The organism is Spirosoma endbachense (assembly GCF_010233585.1).
In the GTDB taxonomy this organism is placed as follows: Bacteria; Bacteroidota; Bacteroidia; order Cytophagales; family Spirosomataceae; genus Spirosoma; species Spirosoma endbachense.
On sequence record NZ_CP045997.1, the window covers coordinates 283,085 to 299,054 of the forward strand.

At 47.0% G+C, this 15,970-nt stretch carries 13 protein-coding genes; 8 read left to right on the forward strand and 5 right to left on the reverse strand.

Annotated features, from left to right (window positions below; all coding sequences use genetic code 11):
- The first annotated feature begins 72 nt into the window (after positions 1–72).
- The 3 genes from GJR95_RS01035 (at position 73) to GJR95_RS01045 (ending at position 2,699) form a co-directional block, all read left to right on the forward strand.
- Positions 73–1,215 (forward strand): DEAD/DEAH box helicase, encoded by a 1,143-nt coding sequence (locus tag GJR95_RS01035; RefSeq protein ID WP_162384121.1) that lies wholly within the window; start codon positions 73–75, stop codon positions 1,213–1,215.
- A gap of 225 nt (positions 1,216–1,440) precedes the next feature.
- On the forward strand, positions 1,441–2,139 hold the full coding sequence (locus GJR95_RS01040; RefSeq protein ID WP_162384122.1) for a YMGG-like glycine zipper-containing protein: 699 nt from the start codon (positions 1,441–1,443) through the stop codon (positions 2,137–2,139).
- A gap of 110 nt (positions 2,140–2,249) precedes the next feature.
- Positions 2,250–2,699: a YybH family protein gene (locus GJR95_RS01045; protein WP_162384123.1), complete on the forward strand. Its 450-nt coding sequence runs from the start codon at positions 2,250–2,252 to the stop codon at positions 2,697–2,699.
- Between the two features lie 101 nt (positions 2,700–2,800).
- On the opposite strand, the gene GJR95_RS01050 is transcribed toward GJR95_RS01045, so the two are convergent.
- Together GJR95_RS01050 and GJR95_RS01055 are read right to left on the reverse strand one after the other, a co-directional pair.
- Positions 2,801–4,126 carry a PQQ-dependent sugar dehydrogenase gene (locus GJR95_RS01050; RefSeq protein WP_162384124.1) on the reverse strand — a complete coding sequence of 442 codons (1,326 nt, stop codon included), beginning with the start codon at positions 4,124–4,126 and terminating at the stop codon, positions 2,801–2,803.
- Between the two features lie 220 nt (positions 4,127–4,346).
- Positions 4,347–5,060 carry an NUDIX hydrolase gene (locus GJR95_RS01055; protein WP_162384125.1) on the reverse strand — a complete coding sequence of 238 codons (714 nt, stop codon included), beginning with the start codon at positions 5,058–5,060 and terminating at the stop codon, positions 4,347–4,349.
- Positions 5,061–5,178: 118 nt separating this feature from the next.
- On the opposite strand from GJR95_RS01055, the gene GJR95_RS01060 reads away from it, so the two are divergent.
- Together GJR95_RS01060 and GJR95_RS01065 are read left to right on the forward strand one after the other, a co-directional pair.
- Positions 5,179–6,468 carry a hemolysin family protein gene (locus GJR95_RS01060; protein WP_162384126.1) on the forward strand — a complete coding sequence of 430 codons (1,290 nt, stop codon included), beginning with the start codon at positions 5,179–5,181 and terminating at the stop codon, positions 6,466–6,468.
- 64 nt (positions 6,469–6,532) lie between these two features.
- On the forward strand, positions 6,533–6,862 hold the full coding sequence (locus GJR95_RS01065; RefSeq protein ID WP_162384127.1) for a hypothetical protein: 330 nt from the start codon (positions 6,533–6,535) through the stop codon (positions 6,860–6,862).
- Positions 6,863–6,941: 79 nt separating this feature from the next.
- Here the strand turns inward: GJR95_RS01065 and GJR95_RS01070 are convergent, their stop codons facing one another.
- Complete coding sequence (locus GJR95_RS01070) at positions 6,942–7,496, reverse strand: kinetochore Spc7 family protein (RefSeq protein WP_162384128.1); 555 nt, start codon at positions 7,494–7,496, stop codon at positions 6,942–6,944.
- A 27-nt stretch (positions 7,497–7,523) separates the two neighbouring features.
- The gene (locus GJR95_RS01075) at positions 7,524–9,284 is read right to left on the reverse strand and encodes an ABC transporter ATP-binding protein (RefSeq protein WP_162384129.1); all 1,761 of its coding nucleotides are present in this window, start codon (positions 9,282–9,284) and stop codon (positions 7,524–7,526) included.
- Between the two features lie 216 nt (positions 9,285–9,500).
- Between GJR95_RS01075 and GJR95_RS01080 the strand changes: the two genes are divergently transcribed.
- Entirely contained in the window at positions 9,501–10,760 is a 1,260-nt protein-coding gene (locus GJR95_RS01080; RefSeq protein WP_162384130.1) for a DUF2264 domain-containing protein, read from the forward strand.
- Positions 10,761–10,821: 61 nt separating this feature from the next.
- Here GJR95_RS01080 and metG read toward each other — a convergent pair whose 3' ends face one another.
- The gene (metG, locus tag GJR95_RS01085) at positions 10,822–12,873 is read right to left on the reverse strand and encodes a methionine--tRNA ligase (protein ID WP_162384131.1); all 2,052 of its coding nucleotides are present in this window, start codon (positions 12,871–12,873) and stop codon (positions 10,822–10,824) included.
- A gap of 473 nt (positions 12,874–13,346) precedes the next feature.
- On the opposite strand from metG, the gene GJR95_RS01090 reads away from it, so the two are divergent.
- The gene (locus GJR95_RS01090) at positions 13,347–14,375 is read left to right on the forward strand and encodes an NAD-dependent epimerase/dehydratase family protein (RefSeq protein ID WP_162384132.1); all 1,029 of its coding nucleotides are present in this window, start codon (positions 13,347–13,349) and stop codon (positions 14,373–14,375) included.
- 159 nt (positions 14,376–14,534) lie between these two features.
- Entirely contained in the window at positions 14,535–15,935 is a 1,401-nt protein-coding gene (locus tag GJR95_RS01095) for a tetratricopeptide repeat protein (protein WP_162384133.1), read from the forward strand.
- Positions 15,936–15,970: the final 35 nt, after the last annotated feature.

A 15,970-nucleotide genomic window follows, 5' to 3' on the forward strand; every position in this document is an offset into this window, starting at 1 on the left:
TGCATCGGAAAAGATATTGCTAGTATAAAGGCTGGAAACGGCTCACTCACTCATTTACCAGGTAAAATTTATATGCCTTTTTCATCACTCGGCTTGTCGAAGCCACTCCTGAAAGCAGTAGCAACCCAGAATTACACCAAACCCTATCCGATTCAGCAGGATGCCATACCCGCGATTCTGCAAGGCAAAGATATTCTTGGAATCGCTAAAACGGGGTCTGGAAAGACGGCAAGTTTCGTGTTGCCAATTCTGGAGCTTTTTCTGCGTCGGCAACTGGCCAAAAACAGCCTTGTTAAAGTTCTTGTTCTGGTGCCAACCCGCGAACTGGCTGTTCAGGTAGCCGATGTATTCCAGGCATTTAGTGAGAAAATTCCCCGACAGGTAAAAACGCTGGCTGTTTATGGGGGCGTATCCATTAATCCACAGATGATAGCGCTACGGGATGCCGAAATCGTGGTGGCAACTCCCGGTCGGTTGCTGGATCTGATCGCATCAAATGCCGTCCAGTTATCGGCCGTTGAGGTTCTTGTCCTCGACGAAGCCGATAAAATGCTTGATCTCGGTTTCGCTGACGAAATGAACCAGGTATTTGACCTGTTGCCAACCCGGCGGCAAACGATACTTTTTTCGGCCACATTGGGCGATGCTATCGAAACGATCAATAAAAACCTGCTGCGAAATCCAGTAAAAATTGAGGTTGTAGAAGAAGCTGAAAACCTGGATTTAATTAAGCAAATCGCCTATCGTGTCGATCCCGAACGAAAAGGGCCATTGTTGCGGTATTTGATTAAATCGGGAACTATGAAACAGGTATTGGTCTTTGTTTCTTCCACCCGAACGGCAGACAACATCGTTACCAAGCTAACCAAAAATGGCATTCAGGCGGCTGCCATCCATAGCGGAAAAACCCAGGGCGCCCGAACAGATGCCCTCACTAAATTCAAGGCGGGTCGATTGACAGTACTAGTAGCTACCGACCTTATTTCCAGAGGGATTGATATACAGTTATTGCCCCATGTGATCAACTTTGAATTACCCCGATCGCCCAAAGATTACATTCACCGAATTGGCCGGACGGGTCGCGCCGAATCGGAAGGAGAAGCGATTTCGCTGATCTGCCCGGACGACGAACATCACTTCAAAATCATTCAGAAAAAGATGGGCAAACGGGTCGAGATACTTGAAACCGAAGAACTGAATTTGCTGGGATATTGATGTTAACCTGTTGATTATAAGGATTTTGAATTTTTTCTAATGCTCAACAGTATTTTGCGCTGACTATTGACTCATCGGTACAAATGGCTAGAAATCAGGACACTTATTAGCCTATACATTAAACCAACTTGCTCTACGTTATTCTAAGAGTAAACAAGTAAGGAGAAAGGCGAGTTGATTATTAAGACAGATCAATCTGCTTACATCTCACTAAAATTCACGGCTATGAAAACGATTCATAATAAACTAACCTTGATTTTACTGGCCACTATTCTGGGCCATTCGATCCATGCACAGACCCGATTGGGTTGGGCTCCACAAACAACAGGCGCTGTGGTAGGCGCTGGTGTAGGAGCGGTGGCTGGAGCCGTCATCAACAAGCGTAACCCAGCCGTAGGTGGGGTGGTTGGTGGCGTAATAGGTGGTGCTACCGGTTACGTAGTGGGTAAACAAAAGAAAAAACGCTGGAGCCCGCAGGCAAAAGGTACAGCCATTGGTGCTGGCGTTGGCGGAGCCGCAGGAGCCATCATCAACAAGCGTAACCGGGTAGTTGGTGGCGTAATTGGTGGTGTTGTCGGTGGTGCTGCTGGTTATGGAGTAGGAAAAGTTATAGATAACAAGAACAAGAGAGAAGCTGCTGCCAGAGCCGCTGCCGAACGCGAGGCAATTGCCCGCGCTGAAGCCGAACGCGAAGCCGCAGCCCGTGTTTCGGAACCTGCCAATGCAGATTTGAAGCCCTATGTAGCAACAAATCGGACGAATGGCACCACTCCGGCGGCACCTGTTGTCCAGCCAACGGCACTATATAGCCCTAAAGGATCACCATCTTCCTATATTCTGAGACAGGGCTATCTGCCTAATGAATCCTTCGGCGACCAGTCGACGGCCTATGGTGATTCAGAATACAGACGAAAAAGCTGGTAGTCAGCGGTTTGTGTAAAACACCATTCTTTTAACAGGACTTTCTCGCTGGTCGTGTCGTGCCCTTATGTATGGCACGACCTGGTGGGAACGTGCCATAAATTTTTACAGTCATGAAATCATTCCTTTGGATTATAATTGGTTCTCTATTTTTTACGGCCTGTACGAGTGATGCCGTAAATATTCAGGACCTCAATCGCCAATTTATCGACGCCTGGAACACGAAAAATGCGGACAAAATAGCTGGGTTTCTTGCCGAAGATGTGGACTTCGTACAAGGAAATACGCATTTTAAGGGTAAATCTGAAGTGGCGAAGAAGTGGGTTCAGGAAACACTGCCGACGCTGTCTGATTTGAAAACCAATGTAGTAAGTTCGGGTACAGATAAGAAAACTGCTTATGAAGCCGGTACATTTTCGGTTGATGTTTTACCTGCCAGTCCAGATCTGCCGCATGGTATTGGCGAAGGAAATTTTATCCTGCTCTGGAAAAAAGGGGAGGATGGAACCTGGAAGCTAAGTTACGCGCAACTGGAAGACATGCCCGTGCAGGCTAAAAATTAGATTAAGCAAAGTTAAATCAGAAGCGTGTTTGGTCAGTATGATCGACCTGCAAGTACTCCAAGAGGGATACTGGCAAAACACGCTTCTTGTTTATTGGCTGTTTATTCTCTGGTGCGCGAAGCAGGCTTTTTTGTGCTGGTTGCGTCCCCTTTATAAGCGATCCGAAACAGCGTTCCATTTAAATCATCTGTTACGTACAATGAGCCATCAGCGCTTTGTGCCAGCCCACACGGACGATGCTGAACGGGGCCGGTTGGTTTAACCAGGTCGGTTCCCGCAAAATTATCGGCGAAGATCTCCCAGTTTCCAGAAGGTTTTCCGTTCTTGAATGGTACAAAGGCGACCATATATCCTTTATGCAACTCCGCCGATTGAGCATGGAAGGCAATGAAGGCACCATTGCGGTATTTTTCAGGAAACGCTGTTCCAGTATAAAACAGCAAACCATTGGGGCCAAGGTGTGCCGGGAAAGCCATCAGCGGATTAATTGTTTTTTCTCCGCCCGTTTTTTTGCCGTCACCACCATATTCGGGAGCCAGAATTTTCTTTTTCTGAATGTGATCGTAGTAGATATAAGGCCAGCCAGCATCATCACCCCGATGGATCTCATACATGGTTTCGGCAGGCAACTCAGCACTTTGTTTAGGCGTATAATATTGCGGATAAAAGTCGTGGAACTGACCCCGCCCGTGTTGCATAACAAATAAAGAATTGGTTTTCTGGTTCCAGTCAAGACCAACTACGTTTTTTAGACCCGTAGCATAGCGAACACCATCGGCATACGTTTGATTAGCCCGGCTCGCCTTGAACTGCCAGATGGCCGCTGCCGAATCGAGCAGTGGGCAGGGCATTAAACCTTTGCCCGTTCCTGCGTCGCGGCAGGCGTCATTATCAGAAGCCACGTTTACATAAATATTATCCTGATTATCAACGACAATTGATTTTGACAGATCCCTGGTGTGTGCCATCAGACCCGACACAAGCTTTTCGGGTTGATCAGGGTTGATAACTTCTTCTTTATCATCGAGCTTGTACCGAAAAATGCTCGTGTTCGATGACGTGTAGAGGTAGCCATTTTTCAGGTAAATACCAGTGCCTGGATAATCGCCAAAACCGACCTGTTCGTCGATGACGCCATCTTTATCCGTATCGCGTAATCGATAAATACCTTTGCCATCCTTTAATTTGGACAGCTTTACGTATATAGTTCCCGTTTTCGTGATGACCAGGTGTCGCGTTGGTCCTAAACCCTCTGCCATGATAGTCGCTGAAAAGCCGACCGGGAGTTTCAGGTCAGCGGCAACAATTGCTTTTGACGAACTACGAGTTGAACGGGAGGGAGGAGCATCGGTCGGCGCAGCGCCAGTACTGCCACCAGCAGCCAGCGCAGTTATTAGGCAGGCAACCGTAAAAAAAGGGTTATTCATATAAGAATGTGAACCAGAACGGAAAATAGGATTGACTACAGCAGTAAGTAAACTGTTGCCAAAAAATACTATTCTACTTGTTCACTTCTAAAAACACCATCTGAAATAAGTTCAGGTTTGAGATGGTGTTTTTTAGGTCTACCAGCCCCTCACGGGAAAATACATGCGCCTTAATGCAGCTAAGTTGAGCCGAGCATTGTTCACTGGCAATCCAAGCTGTTTAGTTGTCCATTGATTGATCAACAGACTGGTTGACCGTATCGATGACAAAGCGAATAGAACTGAATGAGTTCGTGAGCGCTAACTTGGTCTGTCGCTGATCGAGCCAGGCAAGCTTTTCTATTCCTTCATCTCCCTGCGGAGCCATTCGTTTATCGTCAACTACGGCCATTCGATACCATTTCGTGCGTTTCAGAATCCGGTTACCATTTAAGGCATAGGTATGCCAGGTGGTACAGATACGTTCACCCAGCGATACGCGAACCCCCGTTTCTTCTTCAACCTCACGGGCCGCGCCCTGACGCGATGATTCGCCATCATCTAATTTACCCTTCGGCAAATCCCAGACACCCCGCCGAAACATCAACAGCATTTTATCACCTTTAAAAACAACGCCACCAGCGGCTTTAATGATCCTGAAGGGTTTCTTTATCGCGTCTTCACAGGCGCTTTTGTCAAGGCATCCAAGCGTTATCGACAAAAGATGGTCCGACTTTGCTTTCTGTAGCAAGGCAAGAATTTTCTCAACCGTGGCTGGGGTTGTATTAAGCACCAGAAGATGACCCTGAAACACATCCGCTTTCAGCACATCCAGGCGAGCGTCAACGATACGATCGTAATCGCCGAAAGCTTCCTGTTTCAACGAGCTGGTAAGTTGTGATGTGGCTTTTGGGCCAACGAGCCGGATTGGGCGGTCGTTAATGAAAACAATCATTGGGGAATTATGCGGTTCGAAGAGTAAAAATAGCAAAAACCAACGGTCTGTTGTACCATTAAACCATTATAAACAATTTCCGTTTACTATTTTTGCGACAAGCCAACCATTCCCATTTGTGGAAATCCTTATAATTTTATTGCTGACGATTCTGAATGGTGTGTTTTCCATGTCAGAAATCGCACTTGTTTCTTCCCGTAAATCCAAGCTGGAAACGGCGGCTAAAAACGGTGACCGCAGGGCACAGGTAGCCCTCGACCTGTCGAATTCTCCTAATCGGTTCCTGTCAACGGTTCAGATTGGCATTACGCTGATCGGTATTTTGCTTGGTATATTTTCGGGCGATAAGCTGACCGACGATGTTCAGAATTTTGTTGCCCAGATTGAAATCATTCGGCCTTATGCTCATTCAGTTGCCGTTGCGTTAGTACTATTATTTCTGACATACCTTTCGCTGGTATTTGGTGAGCTGGTTCCTAAACGCATTGGTTTGTCTAATCCTGAAGGCATTGCGAAAACAATGGCTGCGCCAATGATTTTACTGTCGCGATTGACTTCACCCTTTATTGCTTTGTTAACGGTTTCGAGTGATGTTCTGCTAAAAATTCTGAATATTAAACCGAATGAAAGTGCCGTAACGGAGGAGGAAATCAAAAGCTTAATTCAGGAAGGAACGTCAGGAGGGGCCATTGAAGAAATCGAGCAGGAAATCGTTCAGAATGTTTTTCAACTCGGTGACCGCAAAATTACGTCGTTGATGACGAACCGTCAGGAGATTGTTTACCTTGATCTGGAAGATGAACTCGCCGAAAACAAAGCTAAGATTTTGGACTATAAGCATTCTGTCTATCCGCTTTGTAACGGCAGTGTAGACGAAGTGGTCGGCCTGATTTACACCAAAGATTTTCTTGGTAAAGATCTGGACGTCGAACTGACAAGGCTGGATGAGATTAAGCGGGAAGCGTTATTTGTGCCAGAGAACAACCGGGCTTATCAGGTACTCGAGCGTTTCCGGGAGCGGAAGCAGTATGTAGGCATGATTGTCGATGAATATGGTGGCGTTTTGGGTGTTGTAACGCTGAATGATATTCTGGACGTTTTGGTGGGTGATATCAATGACGACACGCATTCGGACTACGAAATCCGAACCCGCGATGATGGGAGCTATCTAATTGATGCTCAGTTGCCATTTGAAGATTTTGTTTCATACTTTTCTATCAACATCACTGCTCAGGCCCGGCGTGATCTGACCGGTTTCGATACGTTGGGCGGGTTTGCGCTGCATATTCTAAAAGACATTCCTCAGACTGGTGAATCCTTTGTCTGGCAGGCTTTTCGATTCGAAATTGTTGATATGGATAAGAGTCGTATTGATAAGATACTTGTCCGTAAATTGGCGGAAGAATAGGTATATTGTTAAACAGCAAGCCCATTTTGCTGGTTATAGATGAGAACCAACTTCATCAATAGCCATGCGATATTTCATCCCAGATTCTATTGATTCTACCGGCAGCAGCTCGAGCGAGGTTCCGTCAGGTATGGACAACGACCCTAAAGCTGATGAAGAAGTAATTGATCAAAGCGAAGGCGATCCATCGGCGCAATATCCGAAAGCTGTGGAACAAACTCCTGAGCCTGCAAAAATTGCTCCCGACAATCTGGCCGACTCAATTGCTTATGCACTTGATGGAAGCGGCCCCGGCCCAACTGGTGAAAAACCCAATGTTTCAGAACATAAACCTATAACAGAGGGAATAACCGGCGCCGGATTAGATGAAGAAGAGGAAGCATTACGAGTCTAGTTATAGAATTGAAAGATTGTTAATGCAAAAGCGAGTGCCCTAATAATAGAGCACTCGCTTTTGCATTAAACGAAACGAACTAACCCAGCCGCTCTTGTAGTAATTTTAAAATGACATGCTGAGTCAGTTTTATTTCTGATACGTCGCCTTTCAGGATTGAGACATCTCCTTCGATAGTAGTAAGCCGACCATTAAAATGTTCGAAGCCCTGGCGGACTTCAACTGTCAGATTTGCCAGGCCAGAGGCAGTTTTGTCTGCTTTTCGTTCTATGCGAAGCACATCCGTTTTAAGATCCGCAATGTCCGATTTAACCCCGGCCATATCAGTCTTGAGCTCCGCTACATCTGTTTTAACCCCGGCCATATCAGTCTTGAGCTCCGCTACATCTGTTTTAAGTACTGCTACGTCGGTTTTAAGGTCCGCTACATCTGACTTGACTTCGGCCAAATCAGTCTTAAGACCCACCACATCGGTTTTGAGCTCTGCTATATCAGTCTTGACTTCTGCTACGTCCAATTTGACAATAGCAATTTCATCGGCTATAGCACCCATTTGTCCGATCATTCGATCTTGTTTCTGGGCGATATCAGCTACTATAGGTTCTAGTTGGTTAAGGCGTTTTTCCGGTGTCATGGAGGCAAATGTAACGAAATAATTATTTTAAACTACTTCCTTGTATTGCATCCTATATAAATTCGCGTAGAACCCTTCACGCTGAAGAAGTTCTTCATGATTTCCCTGTTCAACAATCCGTCCTTTGTCTACGACAATAATATTATGCGCTTTTTGGATCGTTGACAAGCGGTGGGCAATAACGATAGCAGTTCGGCCTTTCATCAGTTTGTCAATGGCGTTTTGGATCATTTCTTCAGTTTCGGTATCTACTGAAGAGGTCGCTTCATCGAGAACGATAATTTTGGGGTCCTGAACCATGGCCCGAACGAATGAAATCAACTGCCGCTGCCCGACTGATAGCGTAGAGCCCCGTTCCATAACATTATAGGCGTACCCCCCCGGCAGACGCTCAATAAAGTCGTGAACACCAACCAGTTTAGCGGCTTCCACCATTTTTTCGCGGCTAATGCGTTTATCGCCGAGTGTAATGTTATTCTCGATCGTGTCAGAAAACAGGAAAACGTCCTGCAAAACAACACCGATGTTTCGGCGTAAATGACCGAGTTCATAATCATGAAGATCGATGCCATCTATATTAATTTCACCTTTATTAATATCGTAAAAACGACTCAGCAGGTTAATGATAGACGATTTTCCGGCTCCCGTTGCGCCAACGAAGGCTACGGTTTCGCCAGCATTGACCCGGAATGAGATGTCGCGTAATACCCAGTCCTCATTGTTATAGGCAAACCAGACGTTATTAAATTCAACCTCTCCGCGAATGGCCGTCGGGGCATAATTGCCATTATTGACCGTAAATTCATCACTATCCAGAAGCTTAATGATCCGGTCGGTGCTGACAATACCCATCTGTAGGGTATTGAAACGGTCGGCCAGCATTCGGATCGGACGGAAAAACAGATTAATAAACATCACAAAGGCCGTAACGGTCCCAAATGTGATGTCGGCGTTTATGATTTGTTTAGCTCCGTACCAGACAACCAGACCAACCGCAACAGCCGAAATAATATCGGCAACGGGGTAATAAACGGAATAATACCAGATTGAGCGAATATTGGCGGCCCGGTGTTCAGCATTAATGGTGCGGAATTTCTCCGCTTCAATCTTCTCGCTGCCAAAAATCTGGACGATGTTCATGCCGGTGATGTGTTCCTGAACAAACGAGTTCAGATTGGCAACGGCAGTCCGGACTTCATTGAACGATTTTTTGATTTTTTCCTTGAAGACATACGTACTGAACAGCATCAATGGTATTGTAGACAGGCTGATTGCTGCCAAACGCCAGTCGGTATAAAACATGACCCCAATAATCAGTACCAATTGAAGAATATCTCCCGCAATGGCAGCCATGCCCTCACTGAAAACATCAGCCAGCGTTTCAACATCAGAAATGGAGCGTGTTACCAGGCGACCAATGGGGGTGTTATCGAAAAACTTCAACCGCAATTGAAGAATCTTCCGATAGAGTTGCACCCGGATGTCGCGAATAATGTATTGGCCAAGCCAGCCCGACAGATAGGTATTCGAAAATTGCACAATGGCTTGTGCCACTAACACCCCAATCATAATGGCCAGCATCAGCGTTAATTGCTGATAATCACCCGCTGAAATAACGTTATCGATTGTAAAACGGATAAGCAGGGGTGCCAGCGGAGCCAGACAAGCCGAAAGTAAAATGACACATATAAGCAGATAAAAGCGAGCTTGATAAGGCTTTACAAAAGAGTATAGCCGCCGTAGAATGGCCAAGTCGAAGATTCGACCACTTTTCTGTTCTTCGTTCACGGGAAATTAAATGGCGAGTTTAGTGGGGTAACAGTGTTTCGTTGCCGAACGTTTCAGCCAAAAAGGGATTTGATTCGTTGGAGCGATGGAATAGAAACAGTAAAATTAATCGTCAGCTACTTTACTGAATAATTCCATATCGCGCATTTTGATAAACCATCGATCTATCTTTTAGGTCAGGTTACGTAAACTGGAAGACAATTATCGGATATGACTATGAAACGGCGGACGTTTGCCCGGCTGGTTGCTGCACTGCCAGTAAGTTTAAATGTAGAAAAAGAAAACCGAGTTTATACGGGTTCTGAACTGATAACCGATACGATAGGAGCGAATGACGATGATCGGGCCTACTGGCTGCGAACCCTGTTGAAAGTTGCTGATCCGGTGTTGACAGCCCTGGCACAGAACCGATTAAAAGCCGAGATGCCCGTCGAATCGGCGCCGGGCCAACAGGCTGGACGTATCGCTGTGTCGCATCTGGAAGCCTTAGGTCGAACGCTGGCAGGTATAGCCCCCTGGCTTCAGCTGGATACTGACGACTCGCCGGAAGGCAGATCGCGGCAGCGTTATTTTGACCTTACCTGGAAAGGTATTGCCAACGCCGTTAATCCGCAGGCCGTTGATTATCTGAACTTTACGAAAGGAGGCCAACCCTTAGTCGATGCGGCTTTTTTGGCGCATGGTTTACTACGAGCCCCTAAACTGTGGGCCGCCTTAAATACGGCTGAACAGACCAATCTTGTTAATGCCCTACAAGCGAGCAGATCAATTAAGCCAGGTTATAATAACTGGCTGTTGTTCAGTGCTATGGTAGAAGCCGCTTTGTTGAAGTTTACGGGATCGGGCGACGAATTGCGTATGGACTATGCAATTAGGCAGCACCAGGCGTGGTATAAAGGCGATGGCGCATATGGCGATGGACCCGACTTTCACTGGGATTATTATAACAGCTATGTCATTCAGCCAATGCTAATGGATGTTGTTAAAACATTGGTAGAAGCCGGAAAAGCAGATAAAACCTTGTATGAAACCGTATTGGCCCGTGCCCAGCGCTATGCTTCAATTCAGGAGCGATTAATTGGGCCTGATGGTTCATTTGCCGCTTTCGGGCGATCGCTGGCTTATCGGTGTGGCGCTTTTCAGTTATTGTCGCAGGTCAGTTTGCAAAAAAATCTTCCGGCCGAACTGCCAGCGGGTCAGGTACGATCTGCATTGACTGCCGTCATGCGCCGGACGATGGATGCTACCGGCACATTCGACCCCAAAGGATGGCTACAGATTGGTCTGTGTGGTCATCAGCCTTCGATTGGCGAAACCTATATTTCGACGGGGAGTTTGTATTTGTGCTCTGTTGCGTTTTTGGCGCTCGGTTTACCAGCCACCGACCCGTTCTGGACCGATCCGGCGGCCGATTGGACCGCGAAAAAAATATGGTCGGGGCAGGATGTGAAAACCGATCATGCGATAAAAGGATAAAAAAAGCCGGGCACTGTGACTGTACCCGGCTTAATATTAATTCATTTCTAGTTTCGATTGACTACGAAACGGTTCCGCCGTTCCAGACCGAATCCGGTGGAGCAATGAGGGCTAGTTTGCCGTCGCGGTCTTCAGCCATCAGAATCATTCCCTGCGATTCCAGGCCCATCATCTTGCGGGGAGCCAGATTGGCCAGGAAGGTAACCTGCTTACCGATCACTTCTTCGGGCGAGAAATGCTTGGCAATGCCACTCAGAATCTGGCGCCCACCGAGGCCGTCATCAACTTTCAGTTTTAGGAGTTTATCGCTTTTGGGGACCCGCTCCGCTTCGGTGATCGTACCAATCCGAATATCCATTTTGGCAAAATCATCGTACGTAATTTCATTCCGGAGAGCCGGTACTGTTTTTGTCTCTAATTCATTCATGCGTTTGGCATTCAGTAGCTTCTGAATCTGTTTGTTAATCTCGTCGTCTTCGATTTTAGCGAATAATAACTCTCCTTTACCAAGTTCATGCCCTTCTGTAAGCAGATCAGCGCGGCCAGCATTGGTCCAGTTGAAATGCTCGGTAATATTGAGCTGGCTACGCAATTTCTCCGTTGTAAAGGGTAAAAAAGGCTCGCAGACAATACTCAGATTTGCCGAAATTTGCAGCGCGATATTTAGAATGGTATTTGTTCGTAGCTGATCAGTTTTAACCACTTTCCACGGTTCCGTTTCGGCCAGGTATTTATTGCCCAGTCGAGCCAGATCCATCAGGTGGCCCAGTGCTTCCCGAAATTTATAATTGGCGATGGCCTGCCCGATGCGATCCGGGAATTGCGCCAATTCGTCCAGAACCTGCTGATCATAATCCGTTAAGCTGCTAACCGGTGGAACGTGGCCATCGCAGAATTTCTGGGTGAGCACAATTGCCCGGTTGATGAAATTACCAAAAACAGCTACCAGCTCATTGTTGTTACGAGACTGAAAATCTTTCCACGTAAATTCGCTGTCTTTGGTTTCGGGCGCGTTAGCCGCCAGTACATACCGCAGCACATCCTGTTTGCCGGGCAATTCGTCCAGATATTCATGCAGCCATACCGCCCAGTTGCGGGATGTACTGATTTTATCCCCTTCGAGGTTCATGAATTCATTGGCTGGAACATTGTCGGCCAAAATGAAACTGCCCTCAGCCATCAGCATCGCGGGAAAAATAATACAGTGGAAAACGATATTGTCTTTGCCAATAAAGTGAACCAGTTTGGTATCCTTGTCGCGCCAGTATAACTCCCAGTCACGGCCCTGCTGTTCGGCCCATTCTTTGGTCATCGAAATGTAGCCAATCGGTGCATCGAACCAGACATACAGGACTTTTCCATCGGCGTTGGGCAGAGGAACCTTTATTCCCCAGTCGAGGTCGCGGGTCATAGCACGAGGGCGAAGTCCTTCTTTCAACCACGACTGGCATTGCCCGAATACGTTTGTTTTCCATTCCGTGTGGCTATTCACGTACTCTTCAATTTTGGGCTGCATCCGGTCGAGGGGAAGAAACCAGTTTTTGGTTGCCCGCATAACCGGTTTCGAACCCGACAGAGTCGAGTGAGGTTCGATGAGTTCGGTCGGGCTGAGGGCTGTACCGCATCGTTCGCACTGGTCACCATAGGCGTTTGGATTACCGCAGACCGGACAGGTTCCAACGATATACCGGTCGGCCAGAAAACTACCAGCCACCTCATCGTAATATTGTTCGGTTACCTCCTCATCGAAATCGCCGTTGTTGTATAGCTTCGTAAAAAACTCCTGCGACGTTTCGTGATGAATCTGATTCGATGTCCTCGAATAGATATCGAACGAGATACCAAAGTCGCTGAATGCCTGTTTGATCTGGCCGTAATATTTGTCGACGACTTCCTGCGGGGTAATTCCTTCTTTTTTGGCTTTAATCGTAATTGGAACACCATGCTCGTCGGTGCCGCTGATGAAAGCGACATCCTTCCCGGTTGAGCGCAGGTAGCGTACGTAAATATCGGCGGGCAGGTAACAACCAGCAATGTGGCCGATATGAATCGGTCCGTTGGCGTAAATCAGGGCCGCCGTAACAGTATAGCGTTGTGGGTTTTCGAGAGACATAAGTTGATTATCGGTTTTCGATTGCTGGTTTTCGGTTTAACAACGGGTTTTGGCCACCGTAAACCGTACACTGAAAACCATATTTGGCCGCAAAATTAGCAATTCAGACCCGAACGTTGTTATGTTTACGCAACGAGTACAAGCCGGGCTGCTATGGATAACAACACGCCGAATACGAATAATTTCCTCAACTGGGTCGAAATCACAAACTTCACGTCAATTAAGGACCTGCAAACGCCTTCGTTTAATGTTGTTTGAGCGTAGTCAGTAGCAAAGGTGACAGACAAATGCTCTTTCTTTACTACTGAAGGAAATCGGAAAATTAGCTGAATGATAGTTTTAAATCTGACGTCGATTAATTGAGAACTTAGTTAAAGTCTAAGTTGTCGAAATAGCTCCAGATTATCAGGCGATATTTGCCGATCTCCACACCCTACAAGCTCCGGGCTTCCTCACACTTGAACGAATTTTGAATGACATCATCAATACTTAATCCGGTCTTCATTACCGGGGCAACTGGCTTTATTGGATCACACATTGCCCGCCGATACCTGGCAGATGGGCATGCTGTATCTGCCCTGAAACGCCCTGACAGTGGCTATGGCCTCTTAGCTGACATAGCCGGGCAAATTACCTGGTTTGAAGGTGATGTTCTGGATATTCCATCCCTTGAAACAGCCATAAAATCTGGACGGTCCGACGCTTCGGTCGATGTAGTGCATGCCGCGGCCATCGTCTCATTCGTTCCAAAAGACCGTGACAGAATGGAACGTATTAATGTCGAAGGAACGGCTAATGTTGTCAACGTCTGTTTAAAAGTCGGTATCCGTAAACTGGGTTTGATCAGTTCAGTAGCGGCAATCGGACGACCTGTGCCGAAAGGAGGGGAGACCGGCGAACCCATTGTGGTCAATGAAGAACAGAAATGGGAGGAATCACCTAATAACTCGACTTATGCCAAAACCAAGTACCGGGCCGAACTGGAAGCATGGCGGGGAGTAGCTGAAGGGCTCAACGTAGTAATGGTGAATCCTTCGGTTGTGCTCGGCGCCGGAGACTGGAGTCGCAGCAGCCTGCAACTGATCAAGTATGTATATGATGAACGACAATTTTATCCGGCGGGGCTGGTGAACTATGTCGATGTACTCGACGTGACCGATACCCTCGTCAAGCTGATGCAGTCTGACATAACCGCTCAGCGGTTCATCCTGAACGGGGGCACCATTCCGTATCGTTCCTTGTTAGAACAGATAGCAGTCGTGCTGGGGAAACGTCCACCGAGAAGGCGGGTGTCGCCAACCCTGACCCGTTTGCTCTGGCCACTAGAGGCTGTGCGAGCGAGAATTCTGGGGAGGGCTCCGCTAATAACCCGGGAAACGGCCCGTTCGTCGAGCTCGATGTATGCCTATGATGGACATAAAATTGAGCAGGTGCTTGGTTTTCAGTACCGACCGCTAAGCGATACTCTGCAACGTGTGGCAGATGCGTTTCTGAAGACCTGAAAATGGGAGATATATTCAGTTCACGGTAACTTGAATGGTTTGCAATTTTTCGGGATTTGGGTTGGAGTTTTGCTTTTTTGAATTTATATTTCACTGCCAAAGGATAAATCGCACCATTGGTGCGGCCCCTATCCGCCCAACATTTTTGAAGGCAATAGCATGGAGCAAGAGTTCGAAGAACGAGAAGGCGATATTAAAGAATCAATCCGGCGTTTTGAGCAAATGCTGGATCAGCAGCAAAGCCAGTTTTTCGACCTGGACGTCTATGAGCAGATGGTTGAACATTACCTCAACCACGGTGATTTAGACAAGGCGTTGAAAGCCGCCGAATCCGGTCTGGAAAACTTCCCTTATGCGCTGGAACTTATGCTCGACAAAGCCCAGATTCTGGCTAACTTCCAACGGTTCGATGAGTCGCTGGAACTGCTGGAACGGGCTTCACTGTTTAACCCCGGTGATCTGGACGTACCGTTCATGCAGGGCTCTGTCCTGAATATGGCTGGCCGATACGAAGAGTCGATTCAGGTGCTGGAAGAACTACTCGACCGTGCCGAAGAAAAAGAAGATATCCTGTTCCAGTTAGGGCAGAGTTACCAGAACTGGGGTAAGTATGACGAAGCGATTACCCAGTACAAAAAATCCATCGCGCTGAATATCAACAATGAAAATGCGTTGTATGAACTGGCGTTTTGTCTGGACGTAACGGGCGAACTGGAAAATAGTCTGACGTATTACCAGCAGTTGATTGATAAGGACCCGTATTCCTATAATGCCTGGTATAACATCGGGATTGCCTACAGCAAGCTGGCCCGTTATGCTGAAGCTGCCGAAGCCTACGATTACGCCGTTATTATCAAAGAGGATTTTGCGTCAGCTCATTTCAACCTGGGAAACACCTACATGAATCTGGGGTTGTTCGAGAAAGCCGAAGTCTGTTATCGGGAAACACTGAAGTATGAAGAAGCCACAGCCGATACATACTGCCATCTCGGTGCCAGTCTGGAGAAACAGGATCGCATTCCCGAAGCAGTAAAGGAATACCGGGAAGCCATTCGGTTAGACAGTTTATGGGATGAAGCCTGGTATGGTATCGGGGTGTGTCTGAGCGAATCGGGTAAGTGGTATGAGGCACTGCCATTCCTGCAAAAAGCGGTTAAGCTGAATGACCAGAATGGCGAATATTACCTCGCACTGGCCGAAACAGAATATAAGATTGGGAACGTTCTATCCAGCATTGAAGCATTCGAGAAAGCCGCTGAGGTAGATGCTGAAAATCCGGATGTCTATCTGACCTGGTCACTGGTGCCTTTCGACCAGGGTGATTTTCTAAAGGCGAACGAGATTATTCAGGCTGGAATTGACGATATGCCCAAAGAAGCGGATTTATACTACCGTTCGGCGGTGTATCTGATTCATGCGGGTTATTACCGGGAATCATTGATTCAACTGGAGGCTGCCCTCTCCCTTGATTATGACGCTCATGTTCAATTATTCGAGTTCTTCCCTGAACTGGAAAAACAAAAAGCGCTGTACAAAATAATCCAGCAATACAAAAAATAGATCAGTTCTGGGCCAATTTAAACCTATAAGGTTTT

What these genes read in the sequence shown, in the direction of transcription:
- GJR95_RS01045 (WP_162384123.1), top strand. Translation starts at nt 2,250, where the DNA reads ATGAAATCATTCCTTTGGATTATAATTGGTTCTCTATTTTTTACGGCC.
- GJR95_RS01080 (WP_162384130.1), top strand. Translation starts at nt 9,501, where the DNA reads ATGAAACGGCGGACGTTTGCCCGGCTGGTTGCTGCACTGCCAGTAAGT.
- GJR95_RS01095 (WP_162384133.1), top strand. Translation starts at nt 14,535, where the DNA reads ATGGAGCAAGAGTTCGAAGAACGAGAAGGCGATATTAAAGAATCAATC.
- GJR95_RS01090 (WP_162384132.1), top strand. Translation starts at nt 13,347, where the DNA reads ATGACATCATCAATACTTAATCCGGTCTTCATTACCGGGGCAACTGGC.
- GJR95_RS01070 (WP_162384128.1), bottom strand. Translation starts at nt 7,496, where the DNA reads ATGACACCGGAAAAACGCCTTAACCAACTAGAACCTATAGTAGCTGAT.
- GJR95_RS01055 (WP_162384125.1), bottom strand. Translation starts at nt 5,060, where the DNA reads ATGATTGTTTTCATTAACGACCGCCCAATCCGGCTCGTTGGCCCAAAA.
- GJR95_RS01040 (WP_162384122.1), top strand. Translation starts at nt 1,441, where the DNA reads ATGAAAACGATTCATAATAAACTAACCTTGATTTTACTGGCCACTATT.
- GJR95_RS01065 (WP_162384127.1), top strand. Translation starts at nt 6,533, where the DNA reads ATGCGATATTTCATCCCAGATTCTATTGATTCTACCGGCAGCAGCTCG.
- GJR95_RS01035 (WP_162384121.1), top strand. Translation starts at nt 73, where the DNA reads ATGCCTTTTTCATCACTCGGCTTGTCGAAGCCACTCCTGAAAGCAGTA.
- metG (WP_162384131.1), bottom strand. Translation starts at nt 12,873, where the DNA reads ATGTCTCTCGAAAACCCACAACGCTATACTGTTACGGCGGCCCTGATT.
- GJR95_RS01050 (WP_162384124.1), bottom strand. Translation starts at nt 4,126, where the DNA reads ATGAATAACCCTTTTTTTACGGTTGCCTGCCTAATAACTGCGCTGGCT.